Genomic DNA, 24720 nt, shown 5'->3' on the forward strand with positions numbered 1-24720 from the left:
CTAAAATTAAGAATATTAAGTTTATTTATTATTGGAAGGAAATGGCCATGTCGACGACAAGTAATATGAAAAATAAATCGAAGGGGCACATCATTTTAACTTCTCATCCTTCCGGTCATCGAACTGTACCATTGCCTATTAAGTGGGGAGCGAGGGATCCTAAAGAGCGCGGGCCAATTATTGCTTCTCTTACGAACATGAAGCATCGTAATGCAATTGGCACTCATTCTGGCTCCTATTCACTCTATCGAGCATTGGCCGTTGCGGCAGGTGTTTTGGATCCAGAACATAAGCCGGATTTAACTGATACCATGCCTCCGGTGGTCATTGGCCCACACGAGCAGTGGTTTGATCCTACCAAAATTGTTTCTATTGATCCTTGGGGGCACAGGGTAGCAGAGGTTTTTGCTGAAGAAATTGCAGGAGGTTACGATATAAGGCCAACCATCGCTGTCACCAAAGCACACATTAATTTACCTGAGATTCATAATGCTATTCGTATGGGGAGACTCAAGCCTGATGGGAAAATACTAGAAGAATCAGGAGATGTGGTGGTCACTAAGGCAGCAATTGATCCCGTTTGGTATTTACCCGGTATCGCTGAGCGATTTCAAATTTCAGAATCAGAATTACGGCATATTCTTTTTCAATACACAGCAGGAATGTTCCCCGAGTTAGTAACGAGAAGTGATCTCAGTGTATTTTTGCCTCCGATTGGTGGTTTAACCGCTTACTTCTTTGGTGATGTGACCACGATTCATGATCCAAAAATTGAATTATCTTGTCGCATCCATGATGAATGCAATGGTTCTGATGTATTTGGTTCTGACATTTGTACTTGTCGTCCCTACCTTGTGCACGGAATTGAATTATGTATTGAATCGGCTCAACGAGGGGGAGCAGGCTTGATTGTTTACAATCGCAAGGAAGGCCGTGCTTTGGGTGAAGTCACCAAATTTCTTGTCTACAATGCGCGCAAAAGACAAAAAGGCGGGGATACCGCGGCGAAGTATTTTGAGCGCACAGAATGTGTTGCCGGTATCCAAGATATGCGTTTCCAGGAGTTAAGCACGGATGTTTTGCAATGGCTAGGCATCACCAAAATTCACCGTTTTGTTTCCATGTCGAATATGAAATACGATGCATTAACAAGAGCAGGGATAGAGGTAATGAATCGAATTAAAATTCCTGACGACTTGATTTCGCCGGAAGCTCAGGTGGAGATGGACGCAAAACGAGCCGCAGGCTACTATTCACCGGATCAAATAATTGATATCAATGAATTGGCTAAACCCAAAGGGCGTGGGCTTCATGAATAATAATCAGGACGCAAGCAAATTATTGCAATCGTTGGGTGATTTGCAGACTATTCGCAAACAAGCAAAACGGATGTTAGCGTTAGCCCGTCAGAATAAGTTAACTTATTTTTCCTTTGTGGAAGAGAGAATGCCTGCTGCAGTGGACTATATTCTGCAGGTGATTTATGACCAATACCCCGATCTCGTTATTCCTTATCACAGCCGCTGGCGACATTTTGAAGTGGGAGGCATTGATCGCCTGCAAACAATGCGAGCTACTCTTGACCTTTTACCCCAAGAAGAACAGGGAAAAATTCTTTATGAATTGGTGATTATCAGCGTCTTACTTGATGCGGGAGCTGGTAAACATTGGCACTATCGAGAAGCCAGCACAGGTCATGAATACAGTCGCTCTGAAGGGTTAGCGATAGCTAGTTTATCCCTTTATTTAAATGGAATTTTCAGTGCGAAACCCAGTGAGCCTTGGCGTGTGGATGCCTCCCAACTTCTCACCTTTAACAAAGACACGTTTATAAAAGGGTTCCAGGTGAATGCCGAAAATCCACTTGAAGGGGTGGAAGGCAGGGTCGCTTTATTAAATCGCCTCGGTGCTGTCGTGAACAAATACCCTCAGTATTTTGGCAAGGAGGGACGCTTAGGCCATTTTTATTCGTATATTCTAAGCCTTAAAGATAACCACTGCATTTCAGTCCGTCGAATTTTTCAAGCAGTGCTTACTGTTTTTACTGAGATCTGGCCAGAGCGTCTACGCTATGAGGGTACGCCACTCGGGGATGTTTGGATCCATTCAGCACTAAAAAATGATGAGCTAGGATCTGAATGGGTTCCTTTTCATAAATTATCTCAATGGTTAACTTATTCTTTGATTGAACCTTTAGAGCAATTCGGTATAAAAGTAACTGATGTGGATGAACTTACTGGACTACCTGAATATCGAAATGGTGGTTTGCTTATTGACACAGGCCTATTAGAAGTAAAGGATAAGCACTTGTTGCAGCAGTTGCAAGCTCCCGATTCCGAAATGATTGTTGAATGGCGTGCTTTAACCGTTGCTGTGTTGGATGAATTAGCTGAGGCCATTCGTCACCGCCTTAAAATGAATGCTGCTGAGTTACCTCTCGCTAAGATTTTACAAGGTGGAACATGGGAAGCAGGACGTCGAATTGCCAAACAAAAACGGAAGGAGGGCACGCCTCCTATTCAAATTGTCAGTGATGGTACTATTTTTTAATCTAAGCTTGGTCAAGGACCGAAAATGAACGAGAAGCAAGTAATCGTAATTAAGCATCCCCTTATTCAACACAAATTAACAATTTTGCGAAAAAAAGACACGAGTACAGTCAAATTTCGCACGTTAGTGCAGGAAATTAGCATGCTATTGGCTTATGAATTAACGCGTGATCTTGAAATTGAATATGAGGAAATTGAAACTCCTTTAGCGACTATGCAAGCGCCTGTTTTAAAAGGTAAAAAACTTGTTTTTGTTTCTATTTTACGCGCTGGAAATGGTATTTTGGATGGCATGCTGCAATTAATCCCTTCCGCTCGTGTCGGCCATATTGGTTTATATCGGGATCCTAAGACTCTAAGTGCTATCGAATATTATTCCAAACTCCCTGAAAATATGGAGGATCGCGATGTGATTGTTGTGGATCCCATGTTAGCAACCGGGAATAGCGCGATTGCTGCGGTAAAAGAGGTGAAAGAGACGAATCCTAAATCAATTAAATTTTTATGCTTATTAGCAGCTCCAGAGGGAATTTCCACTTTTCATGAGGAGCATCCGGATGTGGTTGTTTATTCGGCTGCTGTTGATGAAAGAATTAATGAAAAAGGATATATCTTACCGGGCTTAGGCGATGCAGGAGATCGACTTTACGGGACGAAGTTACATAATTAGGGCATCAGCGGGCTTCTTTTTGGCTCTCTTGTCATCCTGTGCCTAGCGAAGGACCACTTGACTCTTGTAGTAGGAGATTCTTCGCTAGGCTTCGGGTGCAGGAAGACTTTCGCATAAGAAAGTAGGGGTGATTTATTACTTCCAGATGAATATATCTCAGGTTTTTTCCTTTTTAATCGAAACATCCAAGCGATCATCAACATTGGGTTGATAACACTGTAAAGGGTTACCTAATTCACAAACTACCGGACCTCCTTCCACTGTATCTCCTAGTGCGCTACCTACAACGAGTAGCGATAAAGTACAGAATTGTTGCGGAGCTAATGTAAATAGGGTAGAGCAATACCCGGGTGAAGGAATTTGGGTGATTCCCATGATAGGTGTCATCAACAAGGTGTGCACTTTATCGGATTGATTGACAACTAAATATTCAATTCGCGTTGTTTCATTACGTTGCACAGAAATGGCTGTGTCGGTTAAAGGAATGAAGGCCCATAAAGGAATACCTGCTTGCGCCGAATTTATCAACAGCATCCCAACGAGACTCGTCAGTAGCTTCATGAGATGGGAAGCAATTTTCATATTGAAGTGTCCTTATGCAATATAGGTCATATTAAATAAAATTCCACTGGTATAAAGATGATTGAGCGCTGGACCTCTTTTTCCCACAGATTGTCCTATGGCTTGGCCCAATTGGCTTTTACCCCAGTCAGCAAATTGATATCCGAACCCAATTTGCCAATTATTCATGACTTTTCGTTGTATACCCACCTCAAGATTATAGGTGAAGCCATTTTTGGTGTAAGCATAAAAATTATTATTGGGTAATGCTTCAGGGATAAGGGGAGCATTTGAAAATTCATTTGCATTATTAAATCCTACCCCTGCGCTTGCGCCAATCCAAGGCGTTACAAATAGATTCATATCGGCTAGCAGTCTGGCCTTTAAAGTGACTTGTGAATGCCTTAATTGATAACGGTAAACATGGTTGGCAAACTGTGAATTAGCATCATCGAGGATTAGACCTGAAAGCCTAGTATAACTGGCAAGCGCTGCGGCTACGCCCATTTGCGCTTGCACGATGTGAAATAAGGAGTGCTGAACGCCTAAAAAAACTTCACCTTCAACAATGGCATGGTTTCCTCTGCGCGCTGTGTAAGTCTTTTGAATCTCTGGTGTTAAGAAAAGAGTCTGGGTTCTGCCGGTTTGAGTCCATTGGGGACCTACGCTTAAGCCAATTAATGGGGACCATGCCGACGCGGGTTTGGCTTCTCCTACAGTTCCTCCGAAAACGATTGAAGAGAAAAGGCTTAGTAAAGCCACTGAAAAACCCTTTGTTGTCATGTTATCCCTCTTGGTTAAATATCTGCCGCCTTAGGTGCGCTTACTATACTAATACAGACCCTGATGTTAGTCATTGCTTTCTTCAGCTTTATTTTGCAACTCAAACAAATTCAGTTACTCTATTCTTGAGCAGACAAATTGACTAACCCAATGAACAAGAAAATAAAGACTATTACAAAAGAAGCGCTTTATAAAGGGTATTTGCAACTCTACAAATATGACTTAGAACTACCAAGCTTTAAGGATGAAAAAAGTCCTATTAAGTCTAAAAAGCGTGAAATAGTTCAAACTTATGATTCTGTGTTAGTGCTCGTCTATGCGCCAAAGATTGATAGTTTAGTCATGTGTCGAGAATTTCGCCCAGGTGTTTTTTTTAATACAGGCCAAGACAAAGAGGACCCATTTATATTGGAATGCGTTTCCGGAACCATTGATTCTGACAAAAAACCAGACGAAACAGCAAAAATTGAAGTCCATGAAGAAACAGGGCTTACCGTGGATACAGTAGAGCACATTGCGACTGCCTATAAGAGTCCAGGCATTCTGACCGAAAAAATGTATATCTATTATGCAGAGGTGAATGGCGTTCCTGAAAGCGGATTACATGGAGTAGGAGACGAAGAGATAATGACTCACATTATCTCGCGAGAAACCATCTATCAGTTAATGGATGAAATGAAAATTATCGATGCCGCTACATTAATAGCCTTAAATTGGTTTCGCGTACGGCACGCTTAATTATTTCTCTTTTTTCAACGCATAGCCCGCATCTAGCCAACCTTGCAACCCAGTTTCTAAAGAGTAAATTTGATCATAACCCATTTTTTGCAAGCTATCGGCCACCAAGGCGCATCGGAATCCCCCACTACAATAAACAACGATAGGAGTGTGAGGATCGGGAATTGTTTTTTCAATATCGCGTTCAATAATACCCTTGCTCATATGAATTGCTGTAGGGATATGTCCTGAAGGCCATTCATTATCTTCGCGAACATCAATCACATGAAGTGGTTCGTGCTGGTCAATTTTATTTTTAAGCTTTTGTGGGGTTATTTCGTTGATGCGTTTTTTGGCATCCGCGACCAACGCTAAAAACTGAGGTGAATGTTGTTTCATGAGTTGCGCTCCAAGATAAGTTTTTTTTAAGGATACAATCTTTTTTCACTGTTAAAACCAATTGTGGGTAGACCTAGTGTTGATTGAAATAGTCAGGGGGAACGCCATAGATTGAACAGGCTAAGCGTTTGTTTGATTTCCTTTCCCACTCGGGATTATTCAGCACATCGAGGGCGTTTTTATACCCTGTTTCGAGACGGTAATCGATGGCTGAGCGGACAAAATTATAATCTTTAAAGGAATGCGAAAAAGGGGTACCTCGATAAATAATATGCACTACGCTAAAGCGTTTTTCGTGGCCTAGTTTGAGCAATTCTTGGATTTCTGGGTTTGCTTTTGCCTCAGGAGTGAGGTGTTCGCCTAATATTTGCACTGCTGCTTGTAAATTTTGCCGACTAGTATAGACATTGGTTAAGCGGCGGGAATGGCTCGCGTATCGGATATCTTTTTGACGTTCCTCAAGCTCATCCATGGTTTCAGGCAAACGGCCTTTTAGGCTGAAACAATCGACAACGAAACAGAGTGTATCTTGTTCTGGTAAGGCATCGAGGACAGTGACGAGTGGGGTGTTTGCATAAATACCGCCATCCCAATAGTAATCGTCCCCAATTTTGATGCCAGGGAGACCTGGGGGTAGCGCACCACTTGCCATGACGTGTTCCGGAGTGATTTTTATTTTTTGATTATTAAAGAACTCCATCTCGCCTGAGACAATATTCACTGCTCCCAAACAGAGTGTCACTTCTTTAGCATTAATCCGATCAAAATCAATCAATCGCTCTAAAGTACCTCGCAATTGTGAAGTTTCATAATAACTTAATTGGTCAGGCGTATTGTGCGAGAAGAGGGTGGGGGGAATAGGTCGAGGTTTGAAAAAACCATCCAATCCAAAAAATAACGAATACAAAGCACCCATACGATTATGCAAATGATGGATAGGATCAAAGGTAAGATGATCGGGTAATTCATCACACCAAATTTTGGGGGTAATGGTATCCCAAAATTCATTCAATTTTTCGAGCTGCTTGTGTCGGGGATTGCCAGCTATAATGGCACAATTAATTGAACCGATAGAAACCCCAGCAAGAAAATTAGGATGATAACCCCGCTCATGAATCGCGCGAAACGCCCCTACTTGATAAGCACCCAGTGCTCCGCCACCTTGGAACACGCAGGCAATTCGGTCATAGGTTTGTTTTTCTTTGGTGGCCTGAGCAGGTTTATTAATTAGGCCAAGGGCTTTTTTATGGGATTCTTGCTTAACCCTCTTCTTGCTTTTCGCCATGGATAATTCTCCCTTCCTCAGCTCTGTATTTTACAAGTATATACCCAGTGATGATTTTTTGATAATTCGCAGGATAAAGCGATACGCCAGCGCATTCTGATGTCTGGTTTCAACTCAATTTATATTGTTTCTTAAAACATGAGCTAAAATTAAGTGATTTTACTGCTTTCATGGCGCTCTGATTTGTCCCCGAAAATGCTGATTGGAGTTTGGTAAGACATCCTACGCAGACAGGGGGAATATGGACAAGCGCTATAGAGGCCCAACAAAGGGGCAGCACAGAAAGCACGGGAGAGAGTCAATATCTTCAATCCAGCGCCTAGAGATGCTCAGCTTTTTTCAGATGAAATCTTTGCGACTTCTTCAGCGCCAAGATTAATATTTTTTGCTTCAGCTCAAGCGCAAAAAGAAAATGAGCAAAATAACAAACATGCGCTCGAGGCGCTAGAAGAAATTTCTGAAGCGTGCAGAAGCAACACATATAAAGGCTAAAGTTTTATGGAAATAGGTCCTGTGCTGATTTGTCGGATAATGGAGGAGAAATCTGCAAGTAGGACTACTTCAGAGTCATTTATTACAACGTGTTGTTCTGACAAAGAATGGCACGCGGTTAGTAGTTGGTTGACAAAAACGCTGCAAATTGGCAAGGCGCTAATAGGAATTAAAAAGCCGTAAGTCATTGCCGCTGCGTAGAATTTGTATTTACAGCTAAGGCATTTTAACGATTTCTAAATGGATGAACGCTTGCGTTAGTGGGAGTAAAGGTAAGCCTAAAATAGTACTATCGCTACCTTGCACGTCTTTAAATAACCATTTTGCTGCTCCTTCATAGTGATAGGCACCACAACTTTGATAGGGTTTTGCTAAGCGAAGGTAAGCTTCGATGGTTTTGTCACTCAACTCATGCATCGTCAGTGTTGCCACATCAGAATGATTCCAAACCACACTTCCTCTCTTAGCAATGCAGGTGGTTGCTATTTGCCGATGCGACTTACCACTTAGTAAACGAAGTTGGTTTACCGCGTTGGCGTGAGTCAATGGTTTATCAAGGTACTGGTCATCAATGACGCAAAGCTGATCAGCGGCAATCACAAAATGTTGAGGATAAAGCTGGCTTAGCTCTAATGCTTTGGTACTAGCAAGAAGAAGAGCCATCTCTAAGAAAGTCCCTGAATTAAAGCATTGCTTAATTTTTTCTTCATCACAATTCGAGGGGATGACCTCAAAACGCAGGTTTAAAGAACTTAATAGCTCAAAGCGGGCTTTTGATGCCGACGCTAAAATAAGGGGATGTTGCTGGTGGATAAAGTCAGACATAAGCAGCGACCGCAGCCATTAGCCCAAAGCCAATGATAACGAAACTAAAATCGCCTAAGTTGCAGCAGCGTTCAACCATGACGCAACGTTCAAGGCCATGTAAAGTCCCTAAGTAGAGAAAAGTACCCGCCGAAGCGGCAATTAAAATGGGATCGAAAAGGGAATGGGTTTCTACACCATGACCAAAATACCAGCCAAAAAGAATCCCAAGCGGTGTCATTAAACTGAAACTGAGAAAGAACCACAAACTTTGAGTGGTCGTTAAGCTACTTTTATTCAATTGTACAGCAATAGCGAAGCTTTCTGCCCATTTATGGGTAATAATGGCGAGAAATAACATAATGACCATTGAATTGCTGTGATTCAAACCCAATGCCGCACCTAACATGATCGAATGCACGGAAAGCATGCCCCAGGCAAGAATAGCAAACGTGGGATGTGCGGCATTTTGGTGGTGATAGAGTTCTTTCCCTAAGTGTTCAAACCATAAAAAGAATAAGAAGACGGCGCCTGTAATAATGTAAGCAAGGGGATATTGGTAACCCATTTCAAGAAATAAAGCATTTGCTTCGGGAAGCATGTGGAGAAGGGCTGCACCTAAGAAGACTCCTGTTGCTAATGTTTCACCTACAGGGAAATCGAGATGCGTATCGTCCTTCACTCGCTTTTTGAAGGGATACCAGCCTGCGAGCAAAATGACTATCACCGTGATTATGGCAAAAATTAATTTTAAAATACCCGTAGACATAGGTGCTCTCTCTGTGGTGTGTGCTCAACTCCCACATTCAGTTTTAGGTGTCAGTCCCGTAAAGGCGGGATTGCACGACATTAATGGGTTGTCGATTAAGAAAATGAATAATATTTTCACATACCGTATTTAGCAAGCGTTTTCTTGTAGTAAAGGAGGCCCAGGCCATGTGTGGGGTAATAAAGCAATTCTGTAATGCTAACAGGGGATTATCCACAGGTGGCTCTTGACTCAGTACGTCGAGATAGGCCGCTGTAATTTGTTTGCGCGCTAAAGCCTGTGCTAAAGCGGCTTCATCAATTAACCCTCCTCGGCTTGTGTTTATTAATGCACTGGTTGCTTTCATTTGACTTAGAGTATCACTATTAATAATTTGCTGAGTTGTTTTGTTAAGAGGGCAGTGTAAACTCAAGACGTCAGCGCGGTGTAAAAGTTCAGAAAAAGAAACGGATTGCGCAAGGGAGCTTTGAAAGCCAGAAGGCTTATAACCAATCACCTGCATCCCCAAAGTGGACGCAATCAAAGCCACTTTTTGTGCAACCCTGCCAAAGCCAAGTAATCCTAATGTTAAATCAGTTAACTCAATAATTGGATTTAACCAATAAGAAAAATAAGGCTGAGCCTGCCATTCTCCTCGTTTGACCGAGTGATTATGAAGCTCAATATGATTAGTGTGCGCAAGCAGTAAAGCAATCACATGCTGAGCAACACTGTCTGTGGCGTAGTGAGGAACATGAGTGACCACAATGCCGCGCTTAGCTGCGGCCAGCACGTCAATATTGTCTACTCCTGTGGCGGTTTCACCAATGTATTGTAATTGGGGTAAATGCGCGAAATGCGTATCGTTTAGTTTTACTTTATTGACCAATACAATTTCGGCCTCTTGAGTGCGTTCAATAATTTCCTGATCCGAAGTCGTATGGTCAAAGAGGGTAACATGACCTATATCATGTAATTTAGCCAGATCAAGCCCATCATTCACTAACGGTTTAGCATCAAGCATCACAATATTAGGCATTTTCACAATGAATGACCTCATGCAGGCTAATGAGACGTACCTGTTTTATGTCCTCATGTGATTTTAAGTCACGCTGGATATATTCGTTTAAAGCTTGCCACTCGGAGAAGTCTTTCGCACACTCAAGCTCGATGATCATTTTGCCGTCAAGGTAATGGAGGGTCCACGTTTGCAACCCTGGATATTTTTTCTGCCATCTTGAAAAGAGTTGTTGTTGCAAGGCGTTGCGATTCTTCAAATGCAGGGAAGGGCAGCACTGCTCGTCGTCTTCAGGATCCACGTGTACTGTGACGTCTTTCACCGCATCGAGTTGTTCGACGAGAATCTTGTCAACGTGTTGTGCGATGTAATGCCCCTCTGATACTGAGATATAGGGGTTTACCAGAATATGGACATCGATATAGATATCACCTCCCATCGAGCGACTACGGAGTTGATGAATTTTTTCCACACCGTCGACAGATTGAATAATCTGTTTGATTTTTTCTAACACACTGGGTTCAACAGCACTATCGACTAATTCTTTGACGCTATTCCAACCGTAGCTCATACCCATTTTAATGATCATGAGTCCTACGATAATCGCTGCTATCGCATCGAGATAGAAAAAACCGAATAGGCTGCCTAATAAACCAAGAGCAACGACAATAGAGGATGCAGCGTCTGAACGGTGATGCCAAGCATTCGCAATGATCAAAGAAGATTGAATCCGTTTGCCGATATGGTGGGTATAATGAAATAAGCCTTCGTTAGCTGCTATCGATAACAAAGCAATAGGAAGGGCAAATAGACCTGGTTTATCCACAGCGGAATTAATCAACTCATCGAGAGAATCCCAAGCAATTCCTGCACCAGCAAGAATCAAGAGTAGGGCTAAAAGTAAGGTCGCAGCGGTTTCGATGCGCTGATGACCATAGGGATGAGAAGCATCCGCATCTTGACTGCCGTATTTGGAGGCAAAAACAACCATGAAATCGGTGAGCAAATCCGAAAAAGAATGAACGCCGTCAGCAATAAGCGCATGAGAGTGAGAAAAAGTGCCACCCACCACTTTAATGCAACCTAAAAAAGCATTTTTAAGTGCACCAATCAGGGTAATCCTTTTTGCCTGCTGATATCGCTCCTGCTGAATCATGTGTTGTCCTTTACCAGTTGTAGCGTAAGATGAAATTCCCCATTGATTTCTTTGGATTCAATCAAGAGATGCCCGTTAATCCGGCACCAACAGGGTAAATCATGATGAGCGCCAGGATCGGTTGCAATGATAGTGATGGTATCACCATGTTGCAAATTTTTACTCATGTTTTGTGTTTTTATGACGGGCATCGGACAGAGTAATCGTCTGGCATCTAATTCATAATGGGCCATTTTATCGCTCACACATACCAATCTTGTTGAATCTCATCAGCTCGCATTGGCTGCACCTTTAACGTTTGGGATTGACCATCGAGATAATGCAAATTAATTTTAATCTCAGCTTCTTCGCGCCCGGAGCAAAATCGTCCAGCAATCCGTGCACAAGTCATGAGATCCTCTTCGTTAGGTTGACCTTCAATTAAAATCACAGGACCACGATGTTCGACCACTTGCATGTGGATAAACTGCTTACGATAGCCCATTAAAAAATTACTTTCTGATTCATCTCGAGCAATGATCATTTTGTAATGAGGTTCGAGACGCAAATGTCTCCCTGCTTTTAAGAGAATAATGTCTTCTAGGTCGTAATCCTTCGTCTCACGATGCGCCCACATATCACGCAGGCGACGGGTATAATTTTCGTCCGTCAATACACAGCAACCACCGGCAGGTTGCGCAAATTCTTCAATGGACATCGAAGCAGCAAGACCAAGTTGAGGCTTACGATTACGTCCTCTGAAATCATAAAGTGCTTCACGATCAACCCAGCCTTCTCGCTCAGGCAGAGTGGGTGATAGAAGTTTTGCACATAAAGGGCGCAATAAGCGATCTTCTGCCCCTGACTCCCGAGCAACAATGGGCATGGTCGCTTTGCGTTGCGATTTAGGACGCTGACCTATGACTTCGCCAGTAATAATAAAATCAAAACCCTGTTCCAACATCCATTGATAAGCGTGTTGTACCATGAAAATTTTGCAATTCAAACAAGGGTTGATATTTTTTCCATAACCGTATTTGGGATTAAGGAGAACGTTCTTATAAGGTTCAACAACATCGATAATATGAAGCTTGATCCCAAGTTGCTCCGCTACCCACAATGCGTCGTTGCGTAGCGGTTTTTCCATTTTTTTATTGCGAATCGCGGACGTGTGGCCAGAATGACAAAATCCCGTATAGAAATTGATTCCTTCCACATAAATCCCTTGCTCTTGCATGACTTTTACCGCCAACATAGAGTCTAAACCACCAGAAATCAACGCTACCGCTTTACGTTTTAACGACATGAGAAAACCTGATAATAAAATGGCCAATATTCTACCCAAATAGAGAGGCTAATCAAATAGGGACACTTATCGGGTGTGATTTTAAGTGCGGTTAAATCTGCTTCGCCTCGCCTGCTTGCGGAAGAGGTCAAAGCGAAGCGTCGGGTAAGGGTTTAGGATCGTGCCTCATGCTACATTTTTTCCGATATAAATTCCATAGATTATTAGCGCGCATCACTCGAAGAGATAGCATACTTCTGAAGACCACCAAGCACCTGCTACTAAAGTTCACAATATATGAGATTCGGTCAGCGCGTTAACACTTATTTGAAGTTATTCCTACTTGTGGTAAGATTAAAAGTAGGAAAATAAAAGAAGAGGATATTATGCTTGTTCAAAAACTATCTATTTCCTTGCCTCAACAACAATGTGAATTTATTGAGAGTTACCTTACTGAGCATCATCTAAAAAGTCGTTCTGAGGTTATTAAAGAGGCCCTTTACTTGTTGCAACAAAAGCAACTTGAATCTTATTACAGAGAAGCGAATCAAGAAATGGATGTAGCATTCGAAAAGACCTCTTTAGATGGACTTGAAGAAAATGAAACGTGGTGAAATTTATTATGCGGACCTAGATCCTACCATGGGCGATGAAACTAAAAAAATTCGACCGGTACTTATTATTAGCAATAATGCTAATAATAATGTTGCTAACACAATTACCGTTGTACCAATTACATCAAATGTAAACAAAGTTTATCCTTTTGAAGTTCTGCTTAATAGTAATGAGAGTGGCTTGTTGAAAACCTCAAAAGTACAATGTCATCAGATTAGAACTATTTCCAAAAATAGAATTTCTAATAGGCAGCTTCAAGGCAAGGTTAGCAATTTAATCTTATCTAAGATCAATTCTGCATTAAAGTTGCATTTAGATTTACCTTAGGCAATGTTGGTAAGTTCTCGGGCAACGCCACTTTAGGCTTTATTTTCAAGGTGTTTTACATCCTTTACACAGGATTATCCACAGATTTTGTGGATAAAGCATTTCGCAATGAAATGAAGTAAAAAGAAGAAAACCCTTATTTTGTCTGGGTCGTGTAAAGAAATAGGAGCTAAAAATGAAATGCTCTAGGAAAAAAGGGAAAAAATTATCCACAAGGGATGAATAAAAAGATAAGAGTATTAGCGCAGCTATCTTAGCTAAAGAAAAAACGAAAAAATAGTCTTGACTGAAAATTTTTGACATATTTATTTCGACCATGAGACTTGACTTTGATAAAAAGGTCGCCACCCTACCCAGGTTCAATACCTGACTAAATCTTGGCTTTCTAGGAAGAAAAGGTTAGTCAGTCATTGCCTAATAGCGCTTTTCCTTTATAAGGAAGGGTATGTCTAACTGAATTAAGCTGTGTACGGGTTCATTGGATTACCACTATTAATAGGGCATTTATCAAGAAATTAGGAAGATTTTTTTTCATGGGTATATAATAAAGAGCAAAATTTACATTTTACTGTCAGACTTGTTGACTGATAAAGCGTTTTATATAAAGCTATTAATAGCGTTGTGCTTTATCCAATATGGGAAGCGTAATTAGCTAGGGGCTACAAATGGGTAATACAAGTTATCGACGTGTACGTAAAGATTATTGGTATACCTCGGCTCAAATTATTGATGTGGGAACTGCCTGGGCACAATCGAGCCGCGACAGAATATTTTTATATTCCAATAGAGAAGTTCCTAATCGAACTTCTTTAGAAACTTCCGATGCACCTCCATTATACTCCTTACCCAAAAAAATGCTGTTGCCTTTAAATAAAGGTAAAAATCACTGGGCTGCTATTGCTATTACCTTGAATGAGGGGCCTGACAACGCAATCAATATCAATATATCGTACATAGATTCTTTAAACACCAAGGCAAATCTAAATCAGCTTGACTCAAGTATCAGAGATGAGATCAATCGAATTGAAAAAGTTTTCCGTACAAAATACTCTTTTAGACAATTAAACATTGTCACATCGGTTTACCCTTACAGCTGGCTACAAGCCGACGGCTCTTCCTGTGGTCCTTACTCTTTGGCGAATGCTATGCGTTGTTTGGATGGAAAGGAAGTTCAAAATAATCCAGGTCCACAAGCGATTCGAGAGCAACAACTTAACATGATGACTAATCAAGTAGCGATTAAAGGATGTTCAACTAGCAATATAATCGATACGATTTTATTAGACTGGATTCTTGAGCATGCTCGACAATCGCTTGCGGTGACAACGGCTGAGCAGGTTGAATCAATCTGCAATTATTATGCAACGAAACATAAGGTGAAATTGTCCGATGTTATCGCCTGCTTTCATGAAGAGTATTGCTCAGGAACTATGAATCCATGGTTTCGCCCGGATCGGGTTAATACTCGAATAAGAGAGCTCATTGGTGAGTATGCTATTAAGCCAGCCTATAGTAACGCACTTAACGTATATAATCGCTTTAGTAATTCAAAAGGTAGAAATTATGGGAACAGTGCATCACTCCGCTCGGATGAATGGAAGTCTAAATTTCAGTCGGATGAAGCGATACAAAGGCAGGTGGTTTCCATCCGTGAAGAAAACTTATGTAGAAAAATAGATGATATACGTAAAATCCTGGTTCATACCAGACAAGACAGTAGCTTTATCTTAGAGCTTATGGAGCAAATAGTCCGAGCAATTCAAAAAGTAAATGAGGATGAAGCTAAAATGCTGGTTAAAGAGGTGTTATCTTCTGAAAGCCAAAAAGTCGATTGCGAGCTTTGCCAACGCCTAATATCCGAAATTATCGGAGCGCGGCGCTATGACCGGGAGAATAATGAAAAATTTGTTTATTTAGCCAGTGCCTACCAATCATTAGCAGATGCCATCAAAAGGCTTAAAGAGGTTGAATTTACCGACCTAACGTTACCTGAACAGGTACTCGAAGCCCACTTAAACTTATTAAATGGGGCTATAGCGAGAAATACCGCGTCAGCAATTAGGCAGGTTAGTTTTATTATAAATGATTTTTTTTCAATGCTTTTGGAATACTTGTCTGGCGGCTACTGGGTCGCTGAGATTACTCGTATAGAACACTTAAGTAAGAGTTTTAAAGATACTGAAGGCAATTTAAGCATAGCGATGCTTGAACAAGAACAACAATCAATAGCAACCATCTTAAGTGTTCGTCAAATCCTGGAAAATGAAGACTTAGTCAATAACAATGATCGATTGATGGGAGCTTAGTTAAGTTGGATTCCCAGAAATATCGCTTTAATCGTTTAAAGTTAAAATAAAAAAAGAGGGATTTTTATGTCTATAATGCTGAGCCTAGGTGAAGTAGTCGCACAAAATCAACCTGCTGCTGTAAATCGATTGCATACGTTGTTCTTCAGCATCAGCCGCCGATTTCCATGCTTTGTGAAAATCTTCAATGCGCCGTGTAATTGACATTGACTTTCTAAATCAAGGCGCTACACATTGTTAAAATCAATTTACCGTAAGCTAATTTCATTAAAAGCACCTTTTATTTGATTTAAAATTTGTTCGCCACCTTTTTGTATATGAGAAAAGAAACTTTGAGGATTGGGTTGTACTGATTTGCGCATTTTAACTTGAGAGATTTCAGGAGTATTAGCGGGTTTACCAACATCTAAAGTATTTATCGCGGTTTCTGTAACCTTAATAAGATCAAGAGGTTGAACACTGGAATCCACACTTGTTAATTTGACTGTATTATCAGTAGTTTTTAACGTTTCAATTACTGCGGTACCCATTTCCTGAAGAGATAGGGTTTCGGGGAGTTTTCGGTCAATATTTTGAACTAAACCAGCAAGTGAGAAGGGGCTAATTTTTAATTGCTCCGATTCTTCTAAATCCAATTCGGGTAATAGAGTAGACTCTTGATCAGAAGTGTTCAAATAGACAGTAATGGGCTCAAGATAGTGCTCTTCAAGAGGTTTAATTGCTTCAATATGCCTTTGAATCTTTTGATAAAGAACAATACTTGCATAAATCACTGCCCCGACCAATGCGATAGGAAGAATGATCCAGGATAAGAGTAAGCCAACAACCAGCAAAGCTAAGCTTTGGAGCGGATGCTGCGAAATCCAGGGAAGCACATTCCACGAGGCTGGTTTGGGAGTTGGAGTCCTATTAGGTATTGGTTTAAGTGCATCAAGCTCCGCACGAAGCTTTTCAGGTGTCAAAGTAAATTTGGTTTTCAGTCTCTGTAGTTTCAAACGATTGTTTTCTTCAATACGCTCTCGATTTGTTTGAAATTCAAGAAGTTCCTGTCGAGCTTGCTTAACCTCTTTATTCATTGGCGCTTCCGCTGAATTAAGCCAAACTTTTAGGTGACCAAAATTCGCTTCTGCAGGTAGAACTTTTAAAAAATTATAAAAAATAGGATGGGCAAGTAGATGAACCAGATGAAAAAGAGAGAGAAAATCAAAATGATAAAATGCACTGAAAAATTCAGAATCCAGTGATGAAAGTTGCGTTAAAACCTCTTTGAGTATAGGCGTTTTTACCAACAACTGAACTAGATCAAGTTGGCAAGCTTGCTTTATAAGGGGAAGCAAGTTTTTTATGCTAACTAGTTCTTTTAGGGGCTGTTGTCGATAGGGTTTTAGGTATTCCAAGAAGCGTAGAAGTGAATCAAGTACCTTACCTCCTTCTTTATTAAAGAGACCTACAGCTCCTTTAATACTTGGATGCTGTAAAATAGGTAACAATTTATCGAAAACCAACGACCAAATTCCCTCCTCAGATTGTAGGCTTGAAGGGATAGCCAACAAAAAATCAAGAATTTGCGGCTCAATTTCTTGCATAATTTTCTTGAGCTGGATCTGAGTTTCTTCATCATTAGGAAACCATTGGGCGAGGAGTTTAGTTATTTTAGGCACCACATAAAGTTTGATGACTAAATGAAAAGCACCCGACATGCCGCTTTTTATGCTTTTTTTAGCAATACTCTGCAATAAGGAAGAAGCGATGTTGTCATCACTCGAAAAGATATCATCTGACAACGTCGGAAGAGCTAGCTCATCCCAACGTTCTTCCCGAATACATGTTTTAGTTTCTGAAAAATATTTTTTTACATAAGCTCGCGCTTTTTCCCTGGAAATAAATACTTCAGCAGCAGTGGGAAGTTCATCAAGAAATTGGAGGCAATCAGCTTCTAAACTTTCAAGATTCGGGATGAGCTCGGCGAAACTGATCAACTCAAAGCCAGAGAGCATTTTTACAGCGATTGTTTTCGGTCCACATTGATCGCTTGTATATCCATCTAGCTTAGCCATAATGGGTTCAATTTTAGAGAGACCTTGGTGAATAGCCTGATTGCCGATAGCCTCCCATCCCTTGGAAAGCAATTCGCTAAACTTCAGCAATTGACTGATTTTTACTCCGTTAATTCCTTTAAGTTCGTACAGTTTGTTTAAAGGAATCAATGGTTCAACCGGTTTGTAATCATTAAATCGGTCATTGGGTAGCCAAGATTTCTGATCTAGAATTTGATTGTATTCAGTCGCTACGTACTCTAAAAATTGTTGGGTCCTCGTCTCTAGGGGTATTTCATCTTGCTTAAGAAGCCCCTCATAGAAAGTTTCGACTTTTTTGTTTAAATCCCTCAAAGTTTTCATCAATTCTAGCGTAGGCACGAGAGAATATCCTTGCCCTTGTTGCTGACTAAGAATTTGATCTGCTTTGCGTCTCAGATCAAATAAATGCCAAGTAACAAAGAAGCGAGCATCCTCTAAAAGGCGTGTTCTAGCGCGTTCTTTTTGATTTCTTATTCCAATATTTTGTTGGAACGTTTTGAATGCAGCGGCAAGCTCCTTAGGCGCAGTATTTTTTTGTAAACCAAGTTGCTTAACATCAATGACTGAGCAAAATTGCCCTGGTTTACCATTTCTTGCAACACGTCCTTTGATCTGTACCAGCTCTTCTTCAGTCAGATGAGTACACAAATTAATTCCGAAATGGCCAAAACTATGCTCAGAATCAAAGTCAGCGCCCCGAGTTTCACATTTGGTTGTTATGCTAATTACATGCGGATTACTCGCATCCGCAATAAAATTTTCTTCGTCATGATGATTTGGACTATAACCATAATAACATTGAGTCTGCCAGGGGTGAGTAGGTGAGTTCAGTTCATCATGAAGCTCCGTCGCTAGTTGCGCGTTCTCACAAAAAATTAAAATGGGTTGATTTTGTCTCTTTTCTCGAGACTCTTTTATTAGAGACAGGACAACTGTTTTTTGATCTTCCCACCCATCAGCAGCTTTAAGACCTAAGTCTTCACAGCGATCGGGGTAAAAACTGGGATAATGAACCGCTTTAATGTCATACAGCTGGCGAAATTCTTGTAACTGATTTGGCATACCTGGTGTCGCAGTTAGACCTATAAGACATCCCCCTAATGTTTTTATTAAGTCAGCCAAGTTTTTAGGCGTCATAGTAACAACTGTTTCGGTGTCTGGAGCAACACTAAAAGATAACCCTGAGTCGGATAGACGGGTTCTATTTTTTTCAGCATGCAGTATCGGTTGAGCTCCAGAACCGTACCCTGCTCGTGGCTCAGGGCGGCTAGTGTGGGGCAAAAAGGGTGCGCAATAAAGGCTCTTTTTATCCGCTTCTTTTTTCTCCACCACCATATAATCAACTTTATCTTCTAATTGCACTGCAAGCCTGGCAGAGTCAATAATCATATTGAAGAATGAATCGGGGACGCGTTTGAAAAAAGCGGTAAGCTTTTTATCGGTGTTTTTAGAAAAAAAATACAATCGGAAGTTATGGATATCTGCGTTTTGGGTACAATGGTTATTTAGGAAAAGTTCTTTTTCTCGAACAAAATCCAAAATATAGTTATAAATTTGCGACCAGCTTTGTGTGTCAAGCAGAATGGGATCTAAGGTCGCTGCGAGACGAAAAGGTACAGTCGAAGTAAGGCTTGCGTCGATTTCGTCCCAGATTAGATCACAGTTTTTAGCGAGCCGTATTTTTTGTATAGCCATTGTGATAAAAAACAAGGCCAGACCATAAGGCGTGGAATAATTTACACCATTAGCTACAAAATCCGAATAAGGGCTATGAGCCTCAATAATACGGCGGCCACAAGGAATATCAAAGTAATTATAAAAATTCGTATACTCAGCAACACCTGTTCGGCCTAGCTCTTCGTTCTCAGTAGGTATAAGTGCTGTTCTCCCTGCAGCTACTCTTAAAACGGCATGTATGGCAGCGATAATACTTTTTCCTGCTCCTGTTTTCAGTTCCTGCACAAGTTGTCCATGCTCATCTAGACTATGCAATAATGGGAGCAGTTGGGTTGAGCGGGGAAATTTTTGACAAGTGCGTTGGAGTGCAACACAGCTAATAGCCAGCAGTCTAAGCTGGTTCTCTTTTTTATTCTCTCCTCGACAGATCTTCGCCTGCAATGCTTTGAAAAGGATAGGAAAATGTCGGCTTTTGAGTTGATGAGCGGTGAAAGTTTGCGATATACCGTCTTTTTTTTCAATATAGACAGGGTGCTTATGAATGTAGCCCATCAGAATTTTGTAATCACGCAATAGTGCTTTTTGTGCGGCGGGGGAAAGAGTTTGCGGGGGACCATTGTCACAGGAGTTGTAGGCAATTTCTGCTATTTTTAACTTAATCTGTTCTTCATCATAGACATAACAGCTTAAATCGTCCTCGTAAAGTTCTTCTTCCAGATTATCAATAGCCACTTCTAGCACTGAAGAATTCACTACTTCCATTAATCGAGGTATGGTTATTTTAGGGTGCTTAGCAACATGGACTAAGGTCTGTAAGCAGTTTTCTGGCGCCTTTTTCAAACTGTCGACTAAGTTAGGTAATGATACTTTTTGCTGATTATAAATTGTATTGCAAAGGGATAAGATAGCAGACAGTTGATTGGCTTCAAGACCTACAATCTTTTCAATCACTGAATCAGGATCTTGATCTTCTATTTCAAGAACAGATTCAATAAAACGGAGCACACTAACACGATTATTTGTTTCTTTGAGTAGTTTTGTTATTTTTTGTAATAAAGGTGCAGGAACCTTAAGCTCTCGATGACGTTGAAAAAAAGCATAAACTTTTTTATCCGATAAAAGTCCTAAAATTGATTTCAGCGTTTCTTCATCATCTCTCAGTTCATTGGCTAGTTTAAAACCAATCTCTAGCGATATTTCATCAGCAGAGGCATTCAGGCAATAATCTAAAACAAGCTCGAGTTGTGAACTCGACTGCGTACAATAAATTAAAAGTTTATGATTTGCTGATAGTCCCTGAAGAAAATGAATACAAGGTTTTAGATGCTTAGGATTCTGTTCAATTTTTGCCCTGCAGAGTTTTACTAAAGTAATCGCCATATTTACATCAGGGTTTTTTCTTAGAATTGCTTGTAGAGCTATAAATAAATTGCTGTCAGCATTTTTTAGATTCTTAAGGTTCTCAATTAATATTAACATGTCCAAATGCTGCTCAAGAAAAGCGCTCAAACTGAAGTTTGGAGTCAGCAAGAGATTAAGCAATTGAAAACACCTCTCAATCCTTGACTTGTCAGCAGGATCAAAAAGGTTAGCGATTAGCGACTCTGCAAGCAGCCTATCAGCTTGCTGCCATGAAAGGGGCTTTGACCCTCCTCTAATCATCACGTTTTGTAATAGAGTTGGAAGGGCTTCCTTTAAATCCGTAGACTGTTTTAACAGAAATGTTTGTAATTGATTTCGTTCGAATTTATAGCCTAGAACCTTGGGTATAGGTTGGTTTGGGAAATGAAAAAAAAGATCATCCTTTTGCCAAAGCGCCCATAAGCTTAAACTCCCATTCGTCTCTGGTGTTTTAGTTTGTTCGAGTCTTGTTAAAAATCGGCTAATTAGAATAATTTTGTCCGCAGTTGATTTTTTAGCATGCGGATGTTTTTCTCCCAAAAAGTTAAAGCATTGCTCAATAAAATGGATATCCTCAGGATAAGGATTGTAGCGGCTGCCTGTGCATCTTGTCACATAATAAGCCCAAATCAATTGATTCAGTCTTGATACCTCAAGCGGCTCTTTTGGATCGTGGGGAGGATATAATTTTCGATAGAAATTGAGCTCTTCACGAAAAGTTTCTTTGCCAAGATAACGAAATACAGCGGTTTTTAACGGCAAAAATTTTTTATTTGAAGCGCTGAGATTGAATTCAAGAATAATTTTTTCTAATTCGCTCAATGAAACAACATAACTGTGTCTGTCCCAACCGATCGAACCTGCTTTAATCTCCATTTCTTTGCAAACTACGGGAAAACCATTATAGGCAGTCGCGTAAGGAACATCTGTCCATCTTAAGGAAATGTCCTCTAATTCAGAAATCTGTTCGCGTAAGCAATGGTTTGCTATGGCGTGGTCCAGCAAGTTTTCTAAACAAACGAGTAATGTGTCAATTTTTCTAAGACGTGCCAATGATAGGCCATCTTCTGTGATAAGATTATCGAGAAAATGTGCAATTAATAGCTGCTGTTGTTTTACATCTCCTTCACTATAGGCTAGGAATTTTGCGCTAACTCTATACCAGAATGATTCTATGTCCTCTAAATGAGCAGCAGTAAGCAGCATGTGGTGTTTGGCTGCGAACACTAAAACACTATGGGCAAATTTTTCGTACGCAGGCCAACTCTTAGTCGACGAAGAAATGGGGGTACGCTCGACCAGCGTTAAAAAACAAGCTTCTTTTGCTTCATTTATCTCTACGTAAGCACACGTAGGGTCTAATTCTTTACCATGATGACTATGACTGGTAGCAATCCATTCTTTTCTCATTGAAAACAAATTAGCAAGAGAGAAAATGGTTGGAGCATAACTGAAATAAATTTTATAAAAAGGTTTTAACAAACACTTCTGATCAAGGTAGACAAGATAATTTAAAAATACGGTAAATTTTTCTTTATTGACAGAGATAAAAAATTGCAAAAGAATACGAATATTGTCCAGATTGTGTTCATCAAAATTTTCGTAAAGTCGGTTTAAAATATAAACATGATCTGGAAAAGCTGATTTGATTAGCGCCAAAAAATCGGCTTCTTTACTTGCGATATAATGGGGATCTTCGAACCTATTTGGTAAGCTTTGGTGTGAACTTGGTGTTAAAATTTCTAACAAAGATTCAAGGTAAAGTGATTCTGAGGGATATTCCTTTAAAAAGTTCGCTTTAAGATGGCTCTGATAGCCTCGATCAGATCGATTGGCTCTCAAACCTAAGTTAGAAACATAAATAGGCAAGTTTTTAGTATCAAACTCTGATGGGTCTCGAGTAGTGGACACATTATACCAACCTTGCATTAGCGAATTTCTGAAAATAAGCGAATGCCCAAGACCGCGAGAAGTTGGATCTAAGCCATCCTCAAAATCACTGAACCGATTGAAGATAGGCTCAAATAGATAAGCCTCAATACTTTCTGCAGAATACCCAGGGAGAGGTTGCATAACGAACTTCCCGAGGAAAAAATGAAAAGGAGTTGTTGCTGTTCTTTGGGCGACATAATTAATATCTTTAGCTGTTTGAACAATCGATGAAAACGGCGCATCCGAAAGTATTCGCTCTGATTCCGGAGAAATGCTATACCCAAGGCCCATGGTTCTTGCTACTAGCTCAGCAACAAATTCAGAAGGATGATCTTGCGCTAGCTGCTTTAAAAGTGTGCGCGCAGAAAAATTCGTGCGATACCAAGAAGTGTAATAGATCTCTTCTTGTAGTTGTTTTTCCTTAGTCCAACGTTTTAAAGCTTGTCTTGCAGATCCTTGCAGGGCTACAAAGGTGAGTGATAAAGGAATTGGTGGAGTAAAAAAAGGGTAATCCACCTGTTGATTGAGCACTTGTTGCCTTTGTTGATTAAGAGTTTGCTGCTTGGATAGCTGCTGAGCTTGTTCCAATGATTGAGATTGCTTGACTTCTTCATGCAAATCGACGTGGTAAGTAAAGGTTAGACCAGCTTTTGCTGCTAATTGTTTTTTTCCACAGTGCTTAGAAGCTCGGGTAACCTCAATCGGTTCATGGCCATAGATATAACCTTCCGGCGAGATTTTGTCTGGTTCGACTTCAACGAGTGATTCTTTTACAGACAGTTCTGCTTTTATTAGACACTCTGGGCTGAGAGCTTTATTCTGCTGCTCCTGAATATATTCATTGATGGAAGCAAAAACGTGAGGATCACTTAAATAATAGCCTGATCCATTCGGTAGTGGACTGAAAGGATCATCCTCTTTATGATAAACAGGTGCAAGAGAAAGTAGCGTGTCCTCCGTTTTTAGGGATTCTGAATTTTTAGTTAATAAAAATAAATGAAAAAAATTTGTGCAAGGCTTTAATTTAAGAAACCTTAAGATACTCTGAGAGAGCTGCTTTCTCTCTTCCGGGTTTTCATAAATTTTTCCTTGAAGAATAATAATGATTTCGGAATAAAACTGGTAATAATAGTCAACGCAGGATTCTAAATCAATAGAGACATTTTGCAACTTAAAAGAGACTATAACTAAATCCCTATTGGACAAATACTGATTTCTGGTGGTAATTTTATGGTAAATAATCGCTTCATCAATGGAACCAAAGTGAGGTATTTTATTGAGTGAAACTTCAAGATCAGTGACCGGATCTTTTTCACACTGGCTTTTAATACTCGTGTATTGTGAAGCTATGAGTTTGTCTGTTTTTGAACTGTCTGCATCAATTTGAGGTCTAAATTGATTAAATAAAGCCCTTGCTACTTGATAAGGAACACTCTTTAGAAGACGTTCCTTGTCCTCTGCACTCAAGGACTTCCCTTCGGAAGGTAAATCAATTTCGTTAAAATCAAAGGCGATGCAATATCCCATATCAGCAACTACTTCAATCACATGAATAAGAGCCGGGATTTGACAGCTCTCGCTAAAATCGTTAAGAGAAATTTTCAGAAAATCTGAGGTTATCTTTTCTTTCAAAAATATCGATTTTAGTTGATTGGAAAAAAAGCGACGCGGACGATACCGATAATTTGACTGCGCAAATTGCTCTAATATGGGCGCTATTTCTTGAGCATTCTCAGCTTCTTTAGCCGACAGAGTTTTCCATTGATAATTTTTTGTATTAAAGAAGAATCCTGATTTTTTCTGTCGAAAGCTAAAGTACATTTAGGTGGCATATTAAATATGGATAAAAAAGATACTGCATTATACAGAAGCAGGCAAATAGTTCAAAACAAAGAACACAGTTCTTTTACCTCGAATAAGACCCTGGGGCGAGAATAT

The 24720-nt window shown here is 40.3% G+C and carries 18 protein-coding genes; 7 read left to right on the top strand and 11 right to left on the bottom strand.

What is annotated here, in order from left to right; translation table 11 throughout:
* Positions 1-47 precede the first annotated feature (47 nt).
* From B5D33_RS02465 to upp, 3 genes are read left to right on the top strand one after another with little or no spacing between them, the layout of a single operon-like run.
* Entirely contained in the window at positions 48-1319 is a 1272-nt protein-coding gene (locus tag B5D33_RS02465) for a GTP cyclohydrolase II (protein WP_078767310.1), read from the top strand.
* Positions 1312-2550 (top strand): URC4/urg3 family protein, encoded by a 1239-nt coding sequence (locus B5D33_RS02470; RefSeq protein WP_058452748.1) that lies wholly within the window; start codon positions 1312-1314, stop codon positions 2548-2550. Before B5D33_RS02465 ends, B5D33_RS02470 begins: the two co-directional genes overlap by 8 nt.
* Positions 2551-2574: 24 nt before the next feature.
* Positions 2575-3219 carry a uracil phosphoribosyltransferase gene (gene upp, locus B5D33_RS02475; protein WP_058452749.1) on the top strand — a complete coding sequence of 215 codons (645 nt, stop codon included), beginning with the start codon at positions 2575-2577 and terminating at the stop codon, positions 3217-3219.
* A gap of 156 nt (positions 3220-3375) precedes the next feature.
* Here the strand turns inward: upp and B5D33_RS02480 are convergent, their stop codons facing one another.
* Both B5D33_RS02480 and B5D33_RS02485 read right to left on the bottom strand, forming a co-directional pair.
* The gene (locus tag B5D33_RS02480; RefSeq protein ID WP_058452750.1) at positions 3376-3801 is read right to left on the bottom strand and encodes a hypothetical protein; all 426 of its coding nucleotides are present in this window, start codon (positions 3799-3801) and stop codon (positions 3376-3378) included.
* A 12-nt stretch (positions 3802-3813) separates the two neighbouring features.
* Entirely contained in the window at positions 3814-4563 is a 750-nt protein-coding gene (locus B5D33_RS02485; protein ID WP_058452751.1) for a hypothetical protein, read from the bottom strand.
* A 150-nt stretch (positions 4564-4713) separates the two neighbouring features.
* On the opposite strand from B5D33_RS02485, the gene B5D33_RS02490 reads away from it, so the two are divergent.
* Positions 4714-5301: an NUDIX domain-containing protein gene (locus tag B5D33_RS02490; RefSeq protein ID WP_058452752.1), complete on the top strand. Its 588-nt coding sequence runs from the start codon at positions 4714-4716 to the stop codon at positions 5299-5301.
* Here B5D33_RS02490 and B5D33_RS02495 read toward each other — a convergent pair whose 3' ends face one another.
* The 8 genes from B5D33_RS02495 to B5D33_RS02530 all read right to left on the bottom strand — a co-directional run bounded on the left by B5D33_RS02495 (position 5302) and on the right by B5D33_RS02530 (position 12467).
* Positions 5302-5679 (bottom strand): rhodanese-like domain-containing protein, encoded by a 378-nt coding sequence (locus B5D33_RS02495; protein ID WP_058452753.1) that lies wholly within the window; start codon positions 5677-5679, stop codon positions 5302-5304.
* A 73-nt stretch (positions 5680-5752) separates the two neighbouring features.
* On the bottom strand, positions 5753-6964 hold the full coding sequence (locus B5D33_RS02500; RefSeq protein ID WP_058452754.1) for a patatin-like phospholipase family protein: 1212 nt from the start codon (positions 6962-6964) through the stop codon (positions 5753-5755).
* 708 nt (positions 6965-7672) lie between these two features.
* Complete coding sequence (locus B5D33_RS02505) at positions 7673-8281, bottom strand: Maf family protein (protein ID WP_058452755.1); 609 nt, start codon at positions 8279-8281, stop codon at positions 7673-7675.
* Positions 8274-9029, bottom strand: a complete 756-nt coding sequence (locus tag B5D33_RS02510) for a ZIP family metal transporter (RefSeq protein ID WP_058452756.1) — start codon at positions 9027-9029, stop codon at positions 8274-8276. The genes B5D33_RS02505 and B5D33_RS02510 overlap by 8 nt, the downstream gene beginning before the upstream one ends.
* A gap of 43 nt (positions 9030-9072) precedes the next feature.
* Positions 9073-10047, bottom strand: coding sequence for a D-2-hydroxyacid dehydrogenase (locus B5D33_RS02515; RefSeq protein WP_065240021.1), 975 nt, complete (start codon positions 10045-10047; stop codon positions 9073-9075).
* A complete protein-coding gene (locus B5D33_RS02520) occupies positions 10040-11182 on the bottom strand; it encodes a cation diffusion facilitator family transporter (protein WP_058452757.1) in 1143 nt (380 codons plus the stop codon). The genes B5D33_RS02515 and B5D33_RS02520 overlap by 8 nt, the downstream gene beginning before the upstream one ends.
* Positions 11179-11415, bottom strand: coding sequence for a sulfurtransferase TusA family protein (locus B5D33_RS02525; protein WP_058452789.1), 237 nt, complete (start codon positions 11413-11415; stop codon positions 11179-11181). Before B5D33_RS02525 ends, B5D33_RS02520 begins: the two co-directional genes overlap by 4 nt.
* A gap of 8 nt (positions 11416-11423) precedes the next feature.
* Positions 11424-12467, bottom strand: coding sequence for a tRNA (5-methylaminomethyl-2-thiouridylate)-methyltransferase (locus B5D33_RS02530; protein ID WP_058452758.1), 1044 nt, complete (start codon positions 12465-12467; stop codon positions 11424-11426).
* A 365-nt stretch (positions 12468-12832) separates the two neighbouring features.
* Here B5D33_RS02530 and B5D33_RS02535 point away from each other — a divergent pair, with 365 nt between their 5' ends.
* The 3 genes from B5D33_RS02535 (at position 12833) to B5D33_RS02545 (ending at position 15694) form a co-directional block, all read left to right on the top strand.
* Positions 12833-13060, top strand: coding sequence for a ribbon-helix-helix domain-containing protein (locus B5D33_RS02535; RefSeq protein WP_058452759.1), 228 nt, complete (start codon positions 12833-12835; stop codon positions 13058-13060).
* Complete coding sequence (locus B5D33_RS02540) at positions 13047-13388, top strand: type II toxin-antitoxin system PemK/MazF family toxin (protein WP_058452760.1); 342 nt, start codon at positions 13047-13049, stop codon at positions 13386-13388. Before B5D33_RS02535 ends, B5D33_RS02540 begins: the two co-directional genes overlap by 14 nt.
* Positions 13389-14053: 665 nt before the next feature.
* Positions 14054-15694: a Ulp1 family isopeptidase gene (locus B5D33_RS02545; protein WP_058452761.1), complete on the top strand. Its 1641-nt coding sequence runs from the start codon at positions 14054-14056 to the stop codon at positions 15692-15694.
* A 248-nt stretch (positions 15695-15942) separates the two neighbouring features.
* On the opposite strand, the gene B5D33_RS02550 is transcribed toward B5D33_RS02545, so the two are convergent.
* A complete protein-coding gene (locus tag B5D33_RS02550; protein WP_058452762.1) occupies positions 15943-24603 on the bottom strand; it encodes a hypothetical protein in 8661 nt (2886 codons plus the stop codon).
* Between the last annotated feature and the right edge of the window lie 117 nt (positions 24604-24720).

This window comes from Legionella maceachernii, assembly GCF_900167045.1.
Classification (GTDB): Bacteria; Pseudomonadota; Gammaproteobacteria; order Legionellales; family Legionellaceae; genus Tatlockia; species Tatlockia maceachernii.